General features: G+C 70.6%; 15 protein-coding genes and 1 tRNA gene. 6 read left to right on the top strand and 10 right to left on the bottom strand.

The genetic code is table 11. From position 1 onward, the window contains the following. Nucleotide 1: 1 nt before the first annotated feature. Nucleotides 2-1,348 (top strand): GTPase HflX, encoded by a 1,347-nt coding sequence (gene hflX / locus LHA35_RS07950; protein ID WP_226606869.1) that lies wholly within the window; start codon nucleotides 2-4, stop codon nucleotides 1,346-1,348. A gap of 28 nt (nucleotides 1,349-1,376) precedes the next feature. Beyond that, complete coding sequence (locus LHA35_RS07945; RefSeq protein ID WP_226606721.1) at nucleotides 1,377-2,204, top strand: inositol monophosphatase family protein; 828 nt, start codon at nucleotides 1,377-1,379, stop codon at nucleotides 2,202-2,204. Nucleotides 2,205-2,374: 170 nt separating this feature from the next. On the opposite strand, the gene LHA35_RS07940 is transcribed toward LHA35_RS07945, so the two are convergent. The 10 genes from LHA35_RS07940 to LHA35_RS07895 form a co-directional block, all read right to left on the bottom strand. Continuing rightward, nucleotides 2,375-3,313, bottom strand: a complete 939-nt coding sequence (locus LHA35_RS07940; protein WP_226606719.1) for an acetamidase/formamidase family protein — start codon at nucleotides 3,311-3,313, stop codon at nucleotides 2,375-2,377. A gap of 816 nt (nucleotides 3,314-4,129) precedes the next feature. Continuing rightward, on the bottom strand, nucleotides 4,130-4,963 hold the full coding sequence (gene mazG, locus LHA35_RS07935; protein ID WP_226606717.1) for a nucleoside triphosphate pyrophosphohydrolase: 834 nt from the start codon (nucleotides 4,961-4,963) through the stop codon (nucleotides 4,130-4,132). Between the two features lie 522 nt (nucleotides 4,964-5,485). After that, entirely contained in the window at nucleotides 5,486-6,277 is a 792-nt protein-coding gene (locus LHA35_RS07930) for an MBL fold metallo-hydrolase (RefSeq protein ID WP_226606865.1), read from the bottom strand. A 5-nt stretch (nucleotides 6,278-6,282) separates the two neighbouring features. Beyond that, nucleotides 6,283-7,059: a TatD family hydrolase gene (locus LHA35_RS07925; protein ID WP_226606715.1), complete on the bottom strand. Its 777-nt coding sequence runs from the start codon at nucleotides 7,057-7,059 to the stop codon at nucleotides 6,283-6,285. 5 nt (nucleotides 7,060-7,064) lie between these two features. Continuing rightward, entirely contained in the window at nucleotides 7,065-8,591 is a 1,527-nt protein-coding gene (gene metG / locus LHA35_RS07920; protein ID WP_226606713.1) for a methionine--tRNA ligase, read from the bottom strand. 72 nt (nucleotides 8,592-8,663) lie between these two features. Further along, nucleotides 8,664-9,740 carry a DNA polymerase III subunit delta' gene (locus LHA35_RS07915; RefSeq protein WP_226606709.1) on the bottom strand — a complete coding sequence of 359 codons (1,077 nt, stop codon included), beginning with the start codon at nucleotides 9,738-9,740 and terminating at the stop codon, nucleotides 8,664-8,666. A 52-nt stretch (nucleotides 9,741-9,792) separates the two neighbouring features. After that, on the bottom strand, nucleotides 9,793-10,437 hold the full coding sequence (tmk, locus tag LHA35_RS07910; RefSeq protein ID WP_226606707.1) for a dTMP kinase: 645 nt from the start codon (nucleotides 10,435-10,437) through the stop codon (nucleotides 9,793-9,795). A gap of 1 nt (nucleotide 10,438) precedes the next feature. Beyond that, complete coding sequence (locus LHA35_RS07905; protein WP_226606704.1) at nucleotides 10,439-11,689, bottom strand: D-alanyl-D-alanine carboxypeptidase family protein; 1,251 nt, start codon at nucleotides 11,687-11,689, stop codon at nucleotides 10,439-10,441. A gap of 77 nt (nucleotides 11,690-11,766) precedes the next feature. Beyond that, nucleotides 11,767-12,672, bottom strand: a complete 906-nt coding sequence (locus tag LHA35_RS07900; protein WP_226606701.1) for a septal ring lytic transglycosylase RlpA family protein — start codon at nucleotides 12,670-12,672, stop codon at nucleotides 11,767-11,769. Nucleotides 12,673-12,737: 65 nt separating this feature from the next. Next, nucleotides 12,738-13,712, bottom strand: a complete 975-nt coding sequence (locus LHA35_RS07895; protein WP_226606698.1) for a lytic murein transglycosylase — start codon at nucleotides 13,710-13,712, stop codon at nucleotides 12,738-12,740. A 152-nt stretch (nucleotides 13,713-13,864) separates the two neighbouring features. Between LHA35_RS07895 and LHA35_RS07890 the strand changes: the two genes are divergently transcribed. The 4 genes from LHA35_RS07890 (at nucleotide 13,865) to LHA35_RS07875 (ending at nucleotide 18,677) form a co-directional block, all read left to right on the top strand. After that, the gene (locus LHA35_RS07890; protein ID WP_226606695.1) at nucleotides 13,865-15,265 is read left to right on the top strand and encodes an MmgE/PrpD family protein; all 1,401 of its coding nucleotides are present in this window, start codon (nucleotides 13,865-13,867) and stop codon (nucleotides 15,263-15,265) included. A 354-nt stretch (nucleotides 15,266-15,619) separates the two neighbouring features. After that, nucleotides 15,620-15,709 (top strand) — tRNA-Ser (locus LHA35_RS07885). 443 nt (nucleotides 15,710-16,152) lie between these two features. Further along, entirely contained in the window at nucleotides 16,153-17,355 is a 1,203-nt protein-coding gene (locus LHA35_RS07880) for a PQQ-dependent sugar dehydrogenase (protein WP_226606691.1), read from the top strand. Nucleotides 17,356-17,360: 5 nt separating this feature from the next. Next, the gene (locus LHA35_RS07875; protein ID WP_226606690.1) at nucleotides 17,361-18,677 is read left to right on the top strand and encodes a phospholipase D-like domain-containing protein; all 1,317 of its coding nucleotides are present in this window, start codon (nucleotides 17,361-17,363) and stop codon (nucleotides 18,675-18,677) included. Nucleotides 18,678-18,708 lie beyond the last annotated feature (31 nt).

Here is an 18,708-nt window from a genome sequence, read left to right as displayed (position 1 = left end):
CCTGCCCTCGCCGGCCAATGACCGCGGGGACGGTTCCGACCAGGGGCCGACCCGCGCCGCGGTCATCCTGCCCTATGACCGGCCCGGTCGCGCCGCCCCCGGCGCGGCCGAAGGTGCGCCGCGCGCCGCCGAGGCGCGGCTGGCAGAGGCTGTGGGCCTGGCCGCCAGCATCGGCGTGACCATCGTACACCAGGCGATCTTCCCGCTGCGCGAGCGCCGCCCCAGCACCCTGCTGGGCGAGGGCCAGGTGCAGGCCGCCGGGGAGGCGATCGCCGCGCACCGCGTCGGCCTCGCCGTGGTGGATGCCGCCCTCACGCCCGTGCAGCAGCGCAACCTGGAACGGGAATGGCGCTGCAAGGTCATCGACCGCACCGGCCTGATCCTGGAGATCTTCGGCGAGCGCGCCCGCACCAAGGAAGGCGCGTTGCAGGTCGAGCTTGCCCATCTGGACTACCAGCGCACCCGCCTCGTGCGGTCCTGGACCCATCTCGAGCGGCAGCGGGGCGGCTTCGGCTTCCTCGGCGGCCCCGGTGAATCCCAGATCGAGATCGACCGCCGCCTGATCGGCGAGCGGATGGTGAAGCTGAAGAAGGAGCTGGAGCAGGTGCGCCGGACCCGCGGCCTGCACCGCCGCGCGCGGGAGCGGGTGCCCTATCCGGTGATCGCCCTGGTCGGCTACACCAATGCGGGCAAGTCAACGCTGTTCAACGCCCTGACCGGCGCCGGCGTCTATGCCCAGGACCAGCTCTTCGCGACCCTCGACCCGACCATGCGCGGCATCCGCCTGCCCTCCGGCCGGCGCGCCATCCTGTCGGACACCGTCGGCTTCATCTCCGACCTGCCGACCCAGCTGGTCGAGGCCTTCCGGGCGACGCTCGAGGAGGTGGCGGCCGCCGACATCATCCTGCATGTGCGCGACGTCTCCCACCCGGATACCGCCGCGCAGCGCGCCGATGTGCTCCGCGTGCTGACCGAGATGGCGACCGGCCCGAATGCCGCCCTGGACGAGGGTTGGGAAGGCCGGGTGGTGGAGGTGCTGAACAAGGCCGACCTGCTCGGCGGCATCGGTGCGGTGCCCGGTCTCGGCGGCAGCGATGCCGGCTCGGCGCTCGCCGTCTCGGCGCTCACGGGAGAGGGGCTGGACGATCTGCGAGCCGCCCTCGATGCGCGGCTCGCCGCCGGGATGGAGACGGTCGACTACGCCATCCCCGCCTCGGACGGCGCCCGGCTCGCCTGGCTCTACCGCCATGGCGAGGTGCTGGCGCGCGATGACGGGGAAGGGGATGTGCGGGTCACCGTCCGCCTGAGCCCGGCCGACCGGGCGCGCTTCGAGCAACCGCCGGCGTGACCCCGCGCCGCCCCTGGAGTGCCAAGGCATGAGGCTGGACCACCGGGCGCTGGCCGATGTGGCCGCCCTCCTGCGGGAGGCAGCGCGGGCTGAGATCCTGCCGCGCTTCCGGCGGCTCGCGCAGGGCGAGGTGCGGACCAAGACCGGGCCGCTCGACCTCGTCACGGATGCCGACGAGGCGGCCGAGCGGGTGATCGAGGCCGGACTCGCGGCTCGCTTCCCGGGCTGCCTCGTGGTGGGGGAGGAGGGCACGGCGGCCGATCCTGCGCTGCTGGGGCGGCTCGCCGGGGCGGAACTCGCCTTCGTGGTCGATCCGGTGGACGGCACCGCCAATTTCGCGGCCGGGCTGCCGCTCTTCGGGACCATGGCCGCCGCCATCGTCCGGGGCGAGATCGTGGCCGCCTGGATACACGACCCGCTCGGCGACGACACCGCGGTCGCGCTGCGCGGGGAGGGCGCCTGGATCGAGGCGCCGGATGGCCACCGGCACGATCTGCGGGTCGCGGCGCCGGTGCCGGTGGAGCAGATGGTGGGCTCGATCAGCTGGTCCTACCTCGCGGAGCCGCTGCGGAGCCAGGTCACGACGCGCCTCTCCCGGCTGCGGGCCGTGGTCGGCTTCCGCTGTGCCGCGCATGAGTACCGGCTGGTGGCGGGCGGTCATGCCCATGCGCTGCTCTACAACCGGCTGATGCCCTGGGACCATGCGCCGGGCTGGCTGCTGCACCGGGAGGCCGGCGGCTATGCGGCGCGGTTCGACGGCAGTGCCTACGGGCCGCTGGTCACCGGCGGCGGGATGATCGTGGCGCCCGACCGGACGAGCTGGGAGGCGCTGCGCGCCGCGCTGTTGGCGGAGTAGGGCGGCACCGCGCCGCCCGCGCTGTCCAGCCTGCCCCGGCGGCCGGAGCTGGGCGGCTGTCGCCGCGCCCCCGGACCCGCCATCCGGCACCGGCGTCACAGCCCGTCGCCGGAGATCCCGGCGCGTGGCCCGGTCCCGAGGCCTGGCGCCGCCGTGCTCCTGGTCCTGCACTACAGGTGCTGCTTCGCGAGCAGCATGTGCACGCCCTTGTTCCCATCCACGGTCTGGGTGATCCGCAGATCGCCGGCCAGGGAGCAGAGCATATAGGCCTGGTTGCGCGAGAGATTAGTGCGCACGCAGATCTCCCGCACCATCTCGCGCACCGCCTGCTTCGCGGCATCGTCCAGGTCCTCATCGAGACCGATGGACATCAGGTGCGTCTCGGTCTCGGCGAAGGGCATCCTCAACTGGATGTCCTTGCGGACGGTCAGCCGGAAGCTGCCCTTGAGCCCGGTCTCGAGCGCGGTGATGCAGACCTCGCCGTCCCCCTGCACGCCATGGCCGTCTCCGGCATAGAAGAGCGCGCCCGGATTGAAGACCGGAAGATAGAGCCGGGTGCCTGGCTTCAGCTCCTTGTTGTCCATGTTGCCGCCGAAGGCGCGCGGAATATTGGTGGAGCAGCGCCCCCATTCCGGCGGGGGCGCCGTGCCGATCACCCCGAAGAAGGGATCAAGAGGCAGCTCCGTCCCCCAGGGCAGCAGGCAGGTGCCACGCGCCCGGTCGATCTTCGGGTGGATGGTCTCGTAATCCGTGAACTCCTCCGGCAGCGTGCCGAGCAGCGGCATGATGGAGACGAAGCCCCAATCCATGGTCGGTTCGGCCGAGAGGATGTCCACCTGCAGCGTATCGCCGCGTTCGGCGCCGCGGACGAAGACCGGACGGTTGACGAAATGCGCCCCCGGCCCCTGCTGCATCCGATCGACCGCCGCCCGGAACTCCTGGGGCACCAGTGCCGGGTCGGCGGGAAAGCAGGCCCTGCCTCCGGCCGGGATGGAGGCGATGGTGACGATGTCGCCGGAGTCGATGGTCAGCACCGGCGGGGTGCGGGCATCGAGCGTGCCCCAGACCATCATCTCGGGCGTGGCGGGGATATCGTGATGCGCAGGCATGATGGCAGGGTCCTTGCAGCAGGGTCCTTGCAGCGGAAGGACGCAGGCCGGCCATCCCCGGATCGTTCGCCAGGGAAGGCCGGGGCCGGCGCATCTTCCGCATCCTTGGCTGGTCGGTGCCGCGTCTCTCCCCTCCGGATGGTGAGCGCACCGCTCCGGCCACGCAAGAGCGGCGCCCGATCCGGCCGGATCTCCATGCCGATGCGGTGCTGGCCCCGGGCATGAGGAGCGGGTGGCCCATGTGCCGCGAGCGAAGGTGACGGCCGCCGGCTTCCGGTTCGAGCCGGGCCGCATGCCGGTCTTCCAAGCCGGCTACGATTGGCGCTGACCGTCGGCCCCCAGCGGCCGTGGCTGCTGCTGCGCGGCGCAGCAATGGGTGGGCAGCGCAGAGTCGATCGCCGCCCGTTCTGAACGCAAGGCGCCGCAACTCGCGCCAGCCACGATCGCCGCCGCTCGTGTTCATGTCTTGTGATCTGTTTGTTCCAGCTCTCCGCCGCTCCAGCCGATAAGGGGCATCGAGCAGGAAAAATATTCACATCGGTAGTAAATATTTTCCAGTTCCTAACACAAGAAAAACGATGTCCAGCCGCACTCCAGGGCGGATTGTAAATGGCTTTACGGAGTGCGGCGGCAAGCTGCCACAGGGGAGCCGGTTGGACTTCCCACCAATGGCCGGGATGCGTGACCGCATCCGGGCAAGAACGCCGCATTGGCGGCAGGCCTCAGATTGGCGCCCGGTGCTGCAGGGGCCAGTGATCGGGGCCGTTGGCGCAAGCCCAATCGCCCCCCCTTGCGGCCGGACCGCCTGCCGGTCGCTCAGCTTCCGGATGCCTCGGCGGCCTTCACGGCCTGCCATTCCGTCTCCATCGCCTCCAGCCCGGCATCGGCAGGACTGAGACCGCGGGCCGCGAGGCGATGCTCCACGCCATTGAAGCGGCGCTCGAACTTGGCATTCGCGGCGCGCAGGCATTCCTCCGGGTCGAGATCCAGCTTGCGCGCCAGATTGGCAAGCACGAAGAACAGGTCGCCGACCTCATCGGCCAGCCGCGCCGGGTCGGCCGCCGGCAACTCGGCCCGCAACTCGGCTGCCTCTTCCTCCAGCTTGTCCAGCACCGCTCCGGCGTCCGGCCAGTCGAAGCCGACCTGGGCGGCGCGCCGCGCCAGCTTGTTGGCGCGGGTGAGGGCAGGGAGTCCGGACGGAATCCCGGCGAGCGTGCCGGTCTCGGTCCGGGCCGCCCGCTCGGTAGCCTTCTGTGCCTCCCAGGCACCGGTCTGCTCCTCCGCCGAGCGCGCCGTTGCGCCGCCAAACACATGGGGATGGCGAAGGACCATTTTCCTGTGAATAAAATCCGCCACGTCGGCGAAGGAAAAGCTTCCTTCCTCCTCGGCCATCCGGGCGTGATAGACAACCTGAAACAGCAGATCGCCCAGCTCATCCAGCAGCGCGGCCCGGTCGCCCCGGCGGATAGCGTCCGCCACCTCATAGGCTTCCTCGATGGTGTAGGGCGCGATGGTGGCGAAGCTCTGCACCTGGTCCCAGGGGCAGCCGCCGACCGGGTCCCGCAACCGGGCCATGGTGGCGAGCAGCCGGAGAAGCGCGGCACCGGGGGGCGAGGACTCCGGGCGCAGGGCGGGGGAATCGGTGGGCATGGCGTACTCCCAGGGTTTCTGAAGGCTCCCTGCGCGGCAATGCGGGTCAGGAGCAAGGGGGAGGTCCCCGCGGAGGCTCGCCCTCGCGGCAGTGCCGCTGCCCGTACTGGGCAAATCACCTTCACATCGACCGCAAGAGCATGCTGCCGAGGCCGTCAGGTCCCGGTCGCGCCGACAGCACGTCTTGGGAACTGGCTCTTGCAGCCCGCCGGCGAGCGATCGGCGCAGCGGCCGCTGGTGACCCGACTGTGGTTTGCCTGCATCACCATAGTGGCGCCGGCACCTCAGCCCATGCAGTGTCCATGGACCCTGGCAGCCATCCGGGGTAGGCAGGGTACAGGGAGTCTGTGGGGGGCTCAGCACAATCCGGGAGTGGGCAGGCGGGCTGCATCAGGCGCTCGTACAAGCTCTTGCGCGCGTCATACCGCCCTTATCCCCAGCATGAAGTTGCCGCATAAGATATATTATGGAAAATAAAAGCCTGGGGATAAGGCTGGGGACCGGATTGTCCACTGGCGGCGCTCAGCCCAGCGGCACTTCCAGCACCATGCCGTCGAAGCCCGGCTCGATACCTGGCGGCAGCTCCCGCAGTAGCCTCTGATAATCCATGGCCGGCCCCATATGGGTCAGCACCGTCCGCCGCGGCTTCAGCCGCCCCACCCAGTCCAGGACCTGCTCGAGATTGGCATGCACCTTGTGTGGCCGGTGCTGGAAGCAGCCGACCACCCAGGTATCCAGGCCGTCCAGCGCCGCCAGACTTTCCTCCGGCAGCCCGACCACATCCGTCGAATACGCAAAGCGCCCGACCCGGACACCGAGGCTGTCCATCACGCCATGGTCCTGGCGGAAGACCTCCACCGTCATGCCGGCGGTCTCGAATTGTTCTCCGTATGCAATACGCCGCGGCTCAAGCGCAGGACGAAAGAAGAACTCCGTTGGCCCGATGAAGGCGTAGTCGAAGCGCTCGTCCAGCTTCTGCAGCGTGGTCCTGGTGCCCCAGGCATCCACCGCCCGGCCGAGGATGCGGTTCACCTGGCGGATGTCGTCGATGCCCAGGATGTGGTCGGCATGCGGATGGGTGAAGAGCACCGCGTCGAAGCTGCCGATCCGGCAGGCCAGCATCTGCTGCCGCAGGTCGGGCCCGGCATCGATCAGCAGCCGGCCGCCACCCGGGCCCTCGATCATGGCCGAGGTCCGGGTCCGGCGGTTGCGGGGCTCGGCCGGGTCGCAATCACCCCACTCCCCGCCCCCATCCCGGCCGCCCAGCAGCGGCACGCCACCCGAGCCGCCGCAGCCGAGCAGGGTGACGCGCAGCGTGCTCACGCGGCCTTCTTGAACAGGCGGAAGAAGTTCTCGGTGGTGGTGGCCTCGATCTCCGCCTGGCTGACACCGCGGGTCTCGGCCAGCACCCTGGCCGTATGGGTCACATAGCCCGGCTCGCAGCGTTTCCCGCGCAGCGGCACCGGCGCGAGATACGGGCTGTCGGTCTCGACCAGGATCCGATCGGCCGGGAGTTCCGCCGCCACTGCCCGGATCTCGGGTGATTTCGGGAAGGTCAGGATACCGGAGAAGGAGACATAGCCGCCCATGGCGACCGCCTGCCTTGCAAGCTCCGCGCCGGAGGAGAAGCAATGCAGCAGGAAGTCATAGGACCCGCCCGACTCGCGCTCCTCCTGCAGGATGGCCAGGATGTCCTCATCCGCCTGCCGCGCATGGATCGCCAGCGGCAGGCCGGTGAGTCGCGCCGCGCGGATGTGACGGCGAAAGCCCTCCTGCTGCGCCTCGCGCGGGGCCTTGTCGTAGAAATAGTCGAGCCCGGCCTCGCCGATGCCGATGACCTTCCGGTGGTCGGCCAGTGCCGCGATCTCCTCGACCGTCGGCATCCCCTCCTCCTCCCCGGCATTGTGGGGGTGGACGCCGACCGTACCCCAGACATCCGGGAAGCGCCCGGCCAGCGCCTTCACGGCGGCTGCCTGCTGCACGCGGGTGCCGATGGTGACCATGCGGCCGACGCCCGCCGCACGGGCGCGTGCCACGATGTCCTCGATCTCCGCCTCGACGTAATAATCGAGATGGCAATGGCTATCGATCAGCATGGGACTTACGCGGCATCCTCGATCTTGCGGAAGAGCGGCGCGGGCGGCGGCAGGGCCGTACCCTCGGGCAGCGGGGCCGAAAGGGCGCTGAGCCCCCTCGCCTGCTCCGGCACGCCGAGCTGGTCCAGCATCGCCGCCATGGTCGCCGGCATGAAGGGCTGCAGGAGGGTGGCGAAGACCCGCAGCGCCGAGTGCAGATGGCGCAGCACGGCCGCCATGCGCACCGGGTCGGTCTTCTTCAGCGCCCAGGGCTGCTGGACGGTGATATAGCCATTGGCGGCGCGGACCTCGGCCATGATGGCCTCCAGCGCCAGGTGGAATTCCTGGGCGTCGAGATGCGCCGCGACCCGGCGCGGCAGCGCCGCAATGGCGCCGAGCAGCTCGGCATCGCCCTCCCCGGCCTCGGCCGGCGCCGGCAATGCGCCGCCGCAGTTGCGCTGGATCAGCGAGAGCGTGCGGTTGGCGAGGTTGCCCAGCGCATCCGCCAGTTCCCCGTTCAGCCGCCCAATCAGGGCCTTGCGCTGGAAGTCGCCGTCATTGCCGAAGGGCACCTCCCGCAACAGGAAGTAGCGGACGGGGTCGAGGCCGAATTCTTCCACCAGCTTCAGCGGATCGATGACGTTGCCAAGGGATTTCGAGATCTTCTGCCCCTCGTTGGTCCACCAGCCATGGGCGAAGACCCGCTTCGGCGGGGTGATGCCGGCCGCGGCCAGGAAGGCCGGCCAGTAGATGGCATGGAAGCGGACGATGTCCTTGCCGACGAAATGCACATCCGCCGGCCAGAATTTCCAGCGCGGCGCCTGGGTGTCGGGATAGCCGGCGGAGGTGATGTAGTTGGTCAACGCATCCAGCCAGACATACATGACATGCTGCGGGTCGTTCGGGACCGGCACGCCCCACTTGAAGCTGGTCCGGCTGATCGAGAGATCCTGCAGGCCAGCCTTCACGAAGCTGATCACCTCGTTGCGGCGGGAGGAAGGGGCGATGAAGCCCGGGTTCTCCTCGTAGTATTTCAGCAGCCAGTCCTGCCACCTGGACAGGCGGAAGAAGTAGGAAGGTTCCTTCACCCAGGCCACGGGGGCACCGGAGGGCGCGTATTTCACCCCGTCACGCTCCACCAACTCGTCGGCGCCGTAGAAGGCCTCGTCACGGACGGCATACCAGCCCTCGTAATGGCCGAGATAGATCTCGTCGCGGCGGACCAGCTCCTCCCACAGCGCCTGGCAGGCGGCCTTGTGGCGCGGCTCGGTGGTGCGGATGAAATCGTCGTTGGAAAAGCCCATCCACGCGGCCAGGTCCCGGAAATGCTCGCTCACCTGGTCGGTGAAGGCCTGCGGGTCCATCCCGGCATCCTGCGCCGCCTTCTCCACCTTCTGGCCGTGCTCGTCGGTGCCGGTCAGGAAGAAGACCTCATGCCCCTCCAGCCGCTTCCAGCGCGCCAGAACGTCGGTCGCGAGCGAGGTATAGGCATGGCCGATATGGGGCCGGTCATTCACGTAATAAATGGGGGTCGTCAGGTAGACGGTTGCCATGAAGCTGCCCTTCAGCCGGCCCGGCGCGATGGCGCCCTCGCGCGGCGGCGCCCGGGCCGGACCATAGATCCTTCAGCGCGCGGAGAGCCAGGAGAGGCCGGTCAGGACCGCCTGCTTGCGGTCCAGGTTCAGTCGCTCGGTCTCATCGGCCAGTCGGCCGAGCTTGTCCCACAGGGTCGCCCAATCGGCAAGCGAACGCCCGGCCAGCCAGGCGGGGGAAGTGCCGCCGCGGCCCGCCTGGCGCAGCCCGGCTGCAACCGCCCGGCGCAGCAACGCGAAGAAGATCGAAAGCGCCTGGGCATCGCGCCGCCCGGCGATACCATCCGCGATGACATGCAGGCGCCGCGGATCGAGCTTCGGCAGCCCGGCCAGCACCTCCTCGACCATGCCCTGCAAGGCCAGCCCCTCGCCTTCCGCCAGCGCCAGCGCCGTCCCCGGGCAGCCATCGGCGATGCGGGCGAGGCCGGCACGGTCGGGCCCGGAGAGTTCCGGCAGCCAGCGGGCCAGCAGCGACTCCATGCTGGCATCCGGCAAGGGAAAGAGGTCGAGGCGGCGGCAACGGCTGCGGATGGTGGGCAGCAGCCGGTCCGGGGCGCTGGTCACCAGCAGCTGCACGGTGCGGGGCGGCGGCTCCTCCAGGGTCTTCAGCAGGATGTTCTGGACCACCTCGCGCTCGGACTGCTCGAGATTCTCGATCACCACCGCGCGCCAGCCGCCCTCGGCCGCGGTCATGGCCATGAAGCGGAGCGCGGCGCGGGCCTCGTCGGCCCGCAGGACCTCCTTCTTGCCCCCTTTGTCGCCGAGGCTCGGGGCGAGGGTGAAGAGGTCGGCATGCGCGGCCGCCGCGACCCGGCGGAAGGTCGGATCCGTCTCCGCCACCTCCAGTGGCGGGCGTCCCGGCACCGCTGGCGGCAATCCGGCCAGCAACCAGCGGGCGAAGCGGTAGGCGAGTGTCGCCTTGCCGACGCCCGGCGGCCCGGCGATCAGCCAGGCATGGTGCAACCGGCCGGCGCGCGCGGCTTCCTCCAGCGTGCGGGCCGGATCGTCATGGCCGACCAGATCGGGATTGGCACGGGGTTCGGGCGGGAGGGTCACGGCGCCGATACCCGCCGCGCCGCCATCGCCGGAAGCGAGTCGGAAGGGAGGCATCCCCTGACCGGACGGCCCGGCATTGCGGGCGAGGCAGGGTGGGCGGCGGGCATCAAGGCGCCAGCCGGGCGCGGACAATCCGGAGGATCTCCGCCGCCACCCCTTCCGGTGCCGCGGTCGCGTCCACCACCGCGCAACGTGCCGGCTCGGCCGCTGCAATGGCGCGGAAACCGGCACGCACACGTGCATGGAAATCCGGGTCCAGCGCCTCGTAGCGATTGGTCTCGCCGCGCGCCGTGGCCCGAGTCAGTCCTTCCTCTGGACCGATATCCAGCATCAGGGTCAGGTCCGGCGTCAGCCCCTCCAGCGTCATTTTCGCTAGGGAGTCGAAAACCTCACGTGGCACCCCCTGACCGAAGACCTGATAGGCCATGGTCGAGTCGACGAAGCGGTCGCAGACAACCCAAATACCGGCTTCAAGCGCCGGCCGAATGGTCCGCACCACATGCTCCCGCCGAGCCGCGAAGTGCAGCATGCATTCCGAGATCCCATCCCAGGGGCCAGAGCCGAGGAGCACGCCGCGGATTGCCTCGGCGCCCGGAGCACCGCCCGGCTCCCTGGTTTGCAGGACACGGATGCCATCTGCGGCCAAGCTGCCAGATAGTAGCTTGGACAAGGTATTTTTCAGCAGTCTGGCCTGGGTGGACTTACCGGCCCCCTCCCCGCCCTCCAGCGTGATGAAGCGGCCGCGCGGCATCTCAGGCGCCCGCGAACCAGGAGTTGATGACGGCCGGGATGCGCGGGATCAGCCCCAGCCGCTCCACATCCGCCCCCGCCAGCAGCGGCAGGGAGAGGTTCGGCACGCCCTGGCCCGAGACCTCCAGCCGGCCCAATTCCTGCCCCTTCAGCACCGGCGCGGCAATCGGCGCCTCATAGCGCAGGCGCGCCTGCAGCCGGTTCCGCCAGTTGCGCGGCAGGGTCACGATCATGTCCTTGCCGCCGACCAGCGGCACGGTGCGGCGGTTGCCGAGATGCACCGGCACCTCCTCCACCACATCCGAGGCCTTGAACAGCACCACGTTCTCGAACTCGCGGAAGCCCCATTCGAGCAGCCGCTCGCTCTCCTCCGCCCGGGCCCGCATGGTCGGCAGGCCGTTGACGACCAGGATCAGCCGGCGCTCGCCGCGCCTCGCACTGGCGGTCAGGCCGAAGCCTGCCTCCTCAGTATGGCCGGTCTTCAGCCCGTCCGCGCCGGGGACGCGGGCGAGGGTCGGGTTGCGGTTCTCCTGGCTGATATTGTTCCAGGTGAAGCTGCGCTCGTTGTAGATGCGGTAGTATTCGGGGAAGTCCAGGATGATCCGCTTGGCGAGCACGGCCAGGTCACGGCAGGTCATCCGGTGCTCCGGATCCGGCCAGCCGGTGGCGTTGCGGAAATTGCTGTCCTTCAGGCCGATCCGCTTCGCCTCCTGGTTCAGCAACTCGGCAAACTGCTGCTCGGAGCCGCTGATCGCCTCGGCGAGCACGATGCAGGCATCATTGCCGGACTGCACGATGACGCCGCGGACCAGGGCATCGACCGGGACCTGATTGCCGATCTGGACGAACATCTTGCTGCCGCCCATGCGCCAGGCACGCTCGCTGACCGGCAGCCCCTGCTCCGGCTGCAGCCGGCCCTTCTTCATCATGTCGAAGACGACATACATCGTCATCAGCTTCGACATGGAGGAGGGCGGCATGCGCTCGTCGGCGTTCTTCTCCAGCAACACGGCATCCGTGTCGAAATCGACGATCAGCGCCTGCCGGGCGATGGTGTCCACCGGCCCGAGTGGCGTGGTGGCGGGCGCGCCGGGCGGCGGTGCGGGCGTGCGGCCGGCCGCGGGCGGACGGGCACCGGCGGGCGGCCGCTGCTGGGCGAGCGCGGGCAGTGGCAGGGCACCGGCGGCCAGCGCCGCCGCGGGCAGGAGGACGGCGCGGCGGGTAGCGCCTTCGGCTTCGGCGCGGGAACTCATGGCGGGATCAGACTCCTGCGGGCTTCGCGGCATCGCATACGCTGTCAGGCTGCCGCCGCTCAAGCATTTGGCGCGGATTACTCGACCAGAAGCTTAACCTCCGGCAGGCCGGCGGCCAGCACCGCGGCAACCGCCCGGTCCGCCGCGGCGACATCCGGAAAGGGCCCGAGCCGGACACGGTACTGCGGCTGGCGGCCGCTGCCGAAGGCCTCGATGCGGGCACCGAGGCCGCCGAGTTGCGCCGCCTGCCGCTGTGCCAGGTCACGCCGGAAGAAATTGCCGACCTCCACCAGCAGGCGCCCCGGCTGCGCCTCGCGCTGCCGGACCTGCTCGGGCAGCGGATCGGGCGGCAGTTCCGCCACGGCCTGGGGCGCCGCGGGGATAGCCGGGCCGCGCGCTGCCTCCCGCACCCGCTCCACCTGGCGGGCGCCGGGCAGCGGGGCGAGCGTCTCGCGCTCGACCGCGGCAAGCGGCGCCGCCTCGATCTGCGGGGCCAGGCGCTCGCTGCTCGGCAGGGCGCGGGCGAGCGCGCGGCTCGGCCCGTCCTCCACCGAAACCCGGACCTGCGCCGTGCCACCCGGCGGGATGCCGAGCAGCGCGGCGGCGCGGGCGGATAGGCCGATGACGCGGCCCGGCTGCTCCGGTCCCCGGTCGTTCAGCCGCAGCCGGATCTCGTGGCCGGTCTCCAGGTTCCAGACCGTGACGATGGCCGGCAGTTGCAGGGTACGGTGGGCCCCCATCAGCAGGCCGGGGTCGAAGATCTCGCCATTGGCGGTGCGACGGCCGGGGCGGCGGTCCGGCAGCACGGCGGCGAGGCCGGTCTCGCTGCGACCGAACTCCTCCTTCGGATAGGACCAGAGCCCGCCGAGGCTGTAGGGCTCGCCCAGCATGTAGCGCGGCTCGGACCGTTCCGTGGGCACGGGCGTGCAGCCCGGCAGCGCCGCCAGGGCGAGCGTGGCGACGAGGAGCAGCGGGCGCCCCATGCATCCGGCACCGCTCGCCGGGCGCCCGCTTCCGTGCCGCGCCGGATGGCGCGCGGCGAGGCGCCTCATCCGATGCGGTCGGAGAGCAGGCCGACGGCGAGGCCGTAATTCACCGGGCTGTTGTAGCGACGGATGACCCGGAGATTGTGGTGGCCAAGGAAGACCTGGCCGGAGCCACGATTCGGCAGCACCAGCCGGGCCTCGAGTTCCGAGCCGGGCAGCGGGCTGCCATCCTCCGAACGGAAGCCGAGCCGGCCCCAGTCCCGCAGGCTGCGGACGCTGTCGGTATCGGCCCCGTCCAGCGTGAAGCCGGGCGGCGGGCGCACCGCGCGGCCCCAGGGCTCGCCCTCCCGCCAGCCATGCTTCTGGAAATAGTGGGCAATGGAGGCGAGCGCGTCGGCCCGGCTGTCCCAGATGTCCCGGCGGCCATCGCCATCGAAATCCACCGCCATGCGCTCGAAATTGCTCGGCATGAATTGCGGCTGGCCCATTGCCCCGGCCCAGCTTCCCGTCATGCGGGCAGGCGAGATATGGCCGCCATCCAGCACCCGGAGCGCCGCCAGCAGTTCCTTGCGGAAGAACTCGGCGCGCCGGCCTTCCCAGGCGAGGGTGGCGAGGGCCTCGATGACGGAGAAGCCGCCGGTATTGCCGCCGAAATTGGTCTCGACGCCCCAGATCGCCACGACGACCCGCGGCGAGACGCGGTAGCGTGTCTCGATGGCGCCGAGCAGGGCGCGGTTCTCCGCATAGTTCCGCTGGCCATTCGCCACCCGCGTCGGGTTGACCATGATGCGGTCGCGGTACTCCTCCCAGGTCAGGACGCCTTCGGCCTGGCGCCGGTCCAGTTCGATGACACGCTGGTTCGGCTGCAAGCCGCTGAAGGCCCGCGACAGCGTAGCGGGCGAGACGCCGGCGCGACGCGCATCGGCGCGAACCCCCTCAAGGAAGGATTCGAAGCTGCCGGCCATGCCGCCCTGGGCAAGGGCGGGGCAGGCGGCGAGGGAAGCGACTCCGCCGAGGAGCTGACGCCGTGGGAACATGGGATGGAGAGGTGCCATGCGCGCCGGGCTACCGCAACGCGAGAAACATGGGCAACAGTATTCAATCCACACCCAGCCGGGCGGATGGCGGGTGTGGCTTGGCCGCGGGTCCCTGCCCGCCTAGGATCGCCGAAAGTTCCTGGAGGACGTCCATGGCTGCCGTCACCGCCACCCTCGCCCAATACTGCGCCACGCTCGACTTTGCCGCGCTGCCGGCCGAGGTGCAGGAGCGCACGCGCTTCCTCGTGCTTGACCTGGTCGGGAACATCGTCCGCGGCCGGCATGACGCCGAGAGCACGCCGGCCCTGCTGGAGGCGGTCCGCGCCCTTGGCCTCGCCGCCGGCGGCTCCGCCGTGCTGGGTGATTCGGCGCGCTACACCCCGGCCGGCGCGGCGCTGCTGAACGGCGCCCTCGCCCACTCCCTCGATTTCGACGACACCCATGCCGCCGGCACGCTGCATCCCGGCGCGCCGGTGATCCCGGCGGCGCTGGCGGCGGCCGAGATGGTGGGCGCCTCCGGCCGCACGGTCCTCTCCGCCATAGTCGCCGGCTATGAGGTGACCTGCCGTCTGGCGCTGGCCCTGCCCGGCGGCGACCATTACGATCGCGGCTACCACCCGACCGCGACCTGCGGCGCCTTTGGCGCGGCGGCCGCCGCCGCGCGGGTTTTCGGCCTGGATGCGAAGGGGATGGAGGATGCCTTCGGCATCGCCCTCTCCCAGGCGGCCGGGTCCCTGCAATTCCTGGCCAACGGCGCCTGGACCAAGCGCTTCCAGGTGGGCTGGAGCGCGATGAACGGTCTCGCCGCCGCGACGCTGGCCCGCCAGGGCTTCCGCGGCGCCGCCGAGGCCTTCGAGGGCAGGGCCGGCTTCCTCCGCGCCTATGCGCCGAACCCGACGCCGGAGCGCGCCCTGCAGGGCCTCGGCACCGAGTTCGAACTGATGCAGACGGCGGTGAAGCCCTACCCCTCCTGCCGCTACGGCCATGCCGGGGTGGATGCCGCCATTGCCCTGCGCGCCGAGCTTGGCTTGAAGCCGGAGGAGATCGAGAGCGTCACCATGGGCCTGCCCAACAAGGGCATGCTGCTGGTCGGTGCGCCGCTGGCCTACAAGCAGAACCCGCAGAACGTGGTGGATGGCCAGTTCAGCGGACCCTTCGTGGTGAGCTGCGGCCTCGCCCATGGCCATATGGGCTGGGACAGCTATGCCCTGCTGCATGACCCGGCGGTCCGCAGCCTGCTGCCGAAGGTCGAGTGCGTCGAGGACCCGGAGATCCAGGCCCTTTTCCCCACCTACATGGCCGGCAAGCTGACGGTGAAGGCGCGTGGCCAGACCTTCGTGAAGCTGGTGAAGGTGGCGAAGGGCGAGCCCGAGAATTTCCTGACCGAGGCCGAGCTGCGCGCCAAGTTCCACGGCCTGGCCGATGCCGTGCTGGGCCAGGAGCGGGCGACGCAACTGGCTGACGCGGTGATCGGGCTCGACAAGGCCGCGGATGTGAACGGGCTGATGCGGCTGGGCGCGCCGATGATGGCGGCGCGGCTGGCGGGCGAATAAAACCTGCCTCGCCAGGGCGGCCTCGCAGGGCGCGCTCCGGCCAGCCCGCCGGTCCCCCTGGCTGGCGGGCCTGGAGGATGCATCCTGCCTGCCTGGCATGAGGCCCCGACCTGCGGCCCGCGCGGCGGGCCGCGCGCGAAGGCGCGCTGCGGCCAGTGCCACGAAACATGCGGCAGCATGGCAATGACCCAGGTAGACCTCTACGTCGCAGGAATCTGCGTTCGTCACGGGGCAAACCGCCGTCTTGTCGGCGCTTGTGAAAAAAGCGCCCGCAGATGTCTGATGCGGTTGGGCTTATCACAGGGCTGGGCTTGACCCGGCCCTGCCCGGCGCTGCATCTGCGTTCTCCGTGCTGGATGGGTGGCCGAGTGGTTTAAGGCAGCGGTCTTGAAAACCGCCGTAGGTGCAAGCCTACCGTGGGTTCGAATCCCACCCCATCCGCCATGGCGGCACGCCTGGGTGTCTCCCGGCAACTCAGACGACAGAGCCTATCGGCGCTGCCACGCGTTCGGCCTGCTGCTCGTGATCTCCCTCCCGAGACTCGGATCCGGTTCCGGGGTGGAAGTCAGTGCGGGCGAGCCAGCCTATGCTGCATCCTGCGCTGCGTGCCTGGCGCGCCGAGCCGCCTGCCCTTCCCCGGCCGCTTCTGCGGTGCCACCCCGGACATCCGGTGCCGTGCCACAAGCCTCTGCCCGAACGCCTCAAGCCCTTCACGCCTTCATCGCCGGCATGCCGAACCGGTTGTGCGGCGTGCCGGACAGGCGCCGCCGGGATGTCCGGTCCCCCGGACCGATGCGGCACCGCAGGTCCGTGGCCCGAACCGCGCGCGACCCGCTGGCGTTGCCCCGCCCGGTCAGTCACCCACCGCACTCGCAAGGAAGCACCGCATGCCCGTTTCCTTTCCTGCCCTGCCACGTGCCCTGGCGCTGGCCGGCCTGCTCGCCGCGACGGCACCGGGCGCCGTGGCCTGGGCGCAGGCGGCCGAGACCCGCAGCTTGCGCACCGAGCGCGGCGAGTTGCGCGTCGAGACCATCGCGCGCGGCGTTGAGCACCCCTGGGGCCTCGCCTTCCTGGCAGGCGACCGCTTCCTGGTGACCGAGCGCAACGCCGGCCGGCTGCGCATCGGCACGCGCGGCGGCGGCCTCTCCCGCCCGGTCGAGGGCGTGCCGGAGGTCTACCGCTATGAAGGGCCGACCGACCGCAGCCAGGGCGGGCTATTCGACGTGGCGCTGCACCCGCAGTTCGAGGAGAACCGGCTCGTCTATCTCAGCTACTCCGCCTGGACCGAGGAGGGCGGCGGCACCGCCGTCGCGCGCGGCCGGCTGGTCGGCGAGGATGGCGACCAGCCGCGCCTCGAAGAGGTGCGCCGGATCTTCATGATGAACAACCCGGATGGCAGTGGCCTGCATTTCGGCGGCCGCATGGCCTTCGACCCGCGCGACAACACCCTGCTGCTCTCGATCGGCGACCGGCGCAACATGAACCGCTCGCAGCGGCCCGCGGACCATGCCGGCTCGATCATCCGCATGAAGGACGACGGCAGCCCGGCGGAGGGCAACCCCTTCCTCGGCCGGGACGGCCACGACCCGCATGTCTTCGCCATCGGCCTGCGGAACCCGCAGGGCATGGCCTTCGACCCCGAGACCCGCATGCTCTGGCTGAACGACCACGGGCCGCAGGCCGGCGACGAGATCCACCGTATCGAGGCCGGGAAGAATTACGGCTGGCCCTATCTCACCGGCGGCAAGGACTATTCCGGCGCACCGGTCGGCGTCGGGACGGAGCGCGAGGGCATGGAGCAGGCGGTCCATATCTTTGGGCGCACCGTCGCCCCTTCGGGCCTTGCCGTCTATCGCGGTGAGATGTTCCCGGAATGGCGCGGCCAGACGCTGCATGGCGGTCTCGCGGCGCGCGCCCTGGTGCGCACCAGGCTCGAGGACGGCCGCGTCGTCGAGGAGGAATGGATGCTGCGCGACCTCGATCGGCGCATCCGCGACGTGCGCGTGCATCGCGACGGCTCCGTCTGGCTGCTCACCGAGCACAGCGATGGTGAGGTGCTGCGCCTGACACCGGCCGGCGGCCGCCGCTGAACGCGATGCGGCACGCCGCTGCCCGCGCGGCCCGGCGTGCCGGCAGTCCCTGGCGTCGGCGCCTCCGCGACGCCGCGTTCCTCCTCGCGGGTGCGCTCGCCAGCCTGCTCGTCCTCAACCTGCTGCCGGCCCAGCGCGGCCTCGGCGCGTTGCTCGACCACGGCCATGGCGCGGGGGACCCGGCCTTCCTGCGCGACATGGACGGAGCGCTCGGCCCGTCCATCCGGCCCGGCAACCGGGTCGAGACGCTGGTCAACGGCGACCGCATCTTCCCCGCCATGCTCGCCGCCATCGCCGCTTCCGAGCGCAGCATCAATTTCGAGACCTATGTCTACTGGGACGGCGAGAGCGCGCGCCGCTTCGCCGAGGCGCTGGCCGAGCGGGCAAGGGCCGGCGTCGAGGTGCGCGTGCTGCTCGACTGGTTCGGCAGCCTGCCGACCGAACGTGCGCTGCTGCAGTTGATGCGCGATGCGGGCGCCGATGTACGGCGCTTCCGCCGGCCGCGCTGGTACACGCTCGACCGGCTCAACAATCGTACCCACCGCAAGCTGCTGGTGGTGGATGGCCGGGTGGGCTTCACCGGCGGCGTCGGGATCGGTGACAAGTGGCTGGGCGACGCGCGCGACGAGACGGAGTGGCGCGAGACGCAGTACCGGGTCGAGGGGCCGGTGGTGGCGCAGATGCAGGCGGCCTTCCTGGAGAACTGGCTGGAGGTGGCCAGCGAACTGCCGCGCGGCCCGGCGCAGTTCCCGGCGCTTGCGGAAGCCGGGCCGCTGCCGGCGCAGATGGTGCGCAGCTCGCCGCAGGGCGGCGCCACCACCATGCACCTGATGCTGATGATGGCGATCGCCGCGGCCGAGCGGCACATCCGCATCGGCGTGCCCTACTTCGTGCCCGACGAGCTTGCGATCCGTCACCTGGTCGAGGCGCGCCGCCGTGGTGTCACGGTGGACGTGCTCCTGCCCGGGCCGCACATGGACAAGCCCTTCGTCCGCCGCGCCTCGCGCCACCTCTGGGGGCCGCTGCTGGAGGCCGGGGTGCGGATCTGGGAGTATCAGCCCAGCATGTACCACCCGAAACTGGTGCTGGTGGATGAGGCCTTCGCCTCGGTCGGCTCGACCAATTTCGACGAACGCTCCTTCCGCCTGAACGACGAGGCGAACCTCAACGTCTTCGATGCGGATTTCGCGCGCGGCCAGATCGCGCTGTTCGACGCCGACCTCGCCCGGGCGCGGGAGGTCACCCTCGCCGCCTGGCGCGACCGCCCAGGCGGCCAGCGGCTCGGCGACAGGGTCTGGGCCCTGCTGCGCCCGCAACTCTGAGGCCGGCCTGGCGCGACGGGGCGCGCCGGCG

This window comes from Roseicella aerolata (assembly GCF_020523605.1).
Classification (GTDB): Bacteria; Pseudomonadota; Alphaproteobacteria; order Acetobacterales; family Acetobacteraceae; genus Paracraurococcus; species Paracraurococcus aerolatus.
Note: the sequence above shows the minus strand (reverse complement) of the source record. Positions and strands in the feature narration are given on the sequence as shown.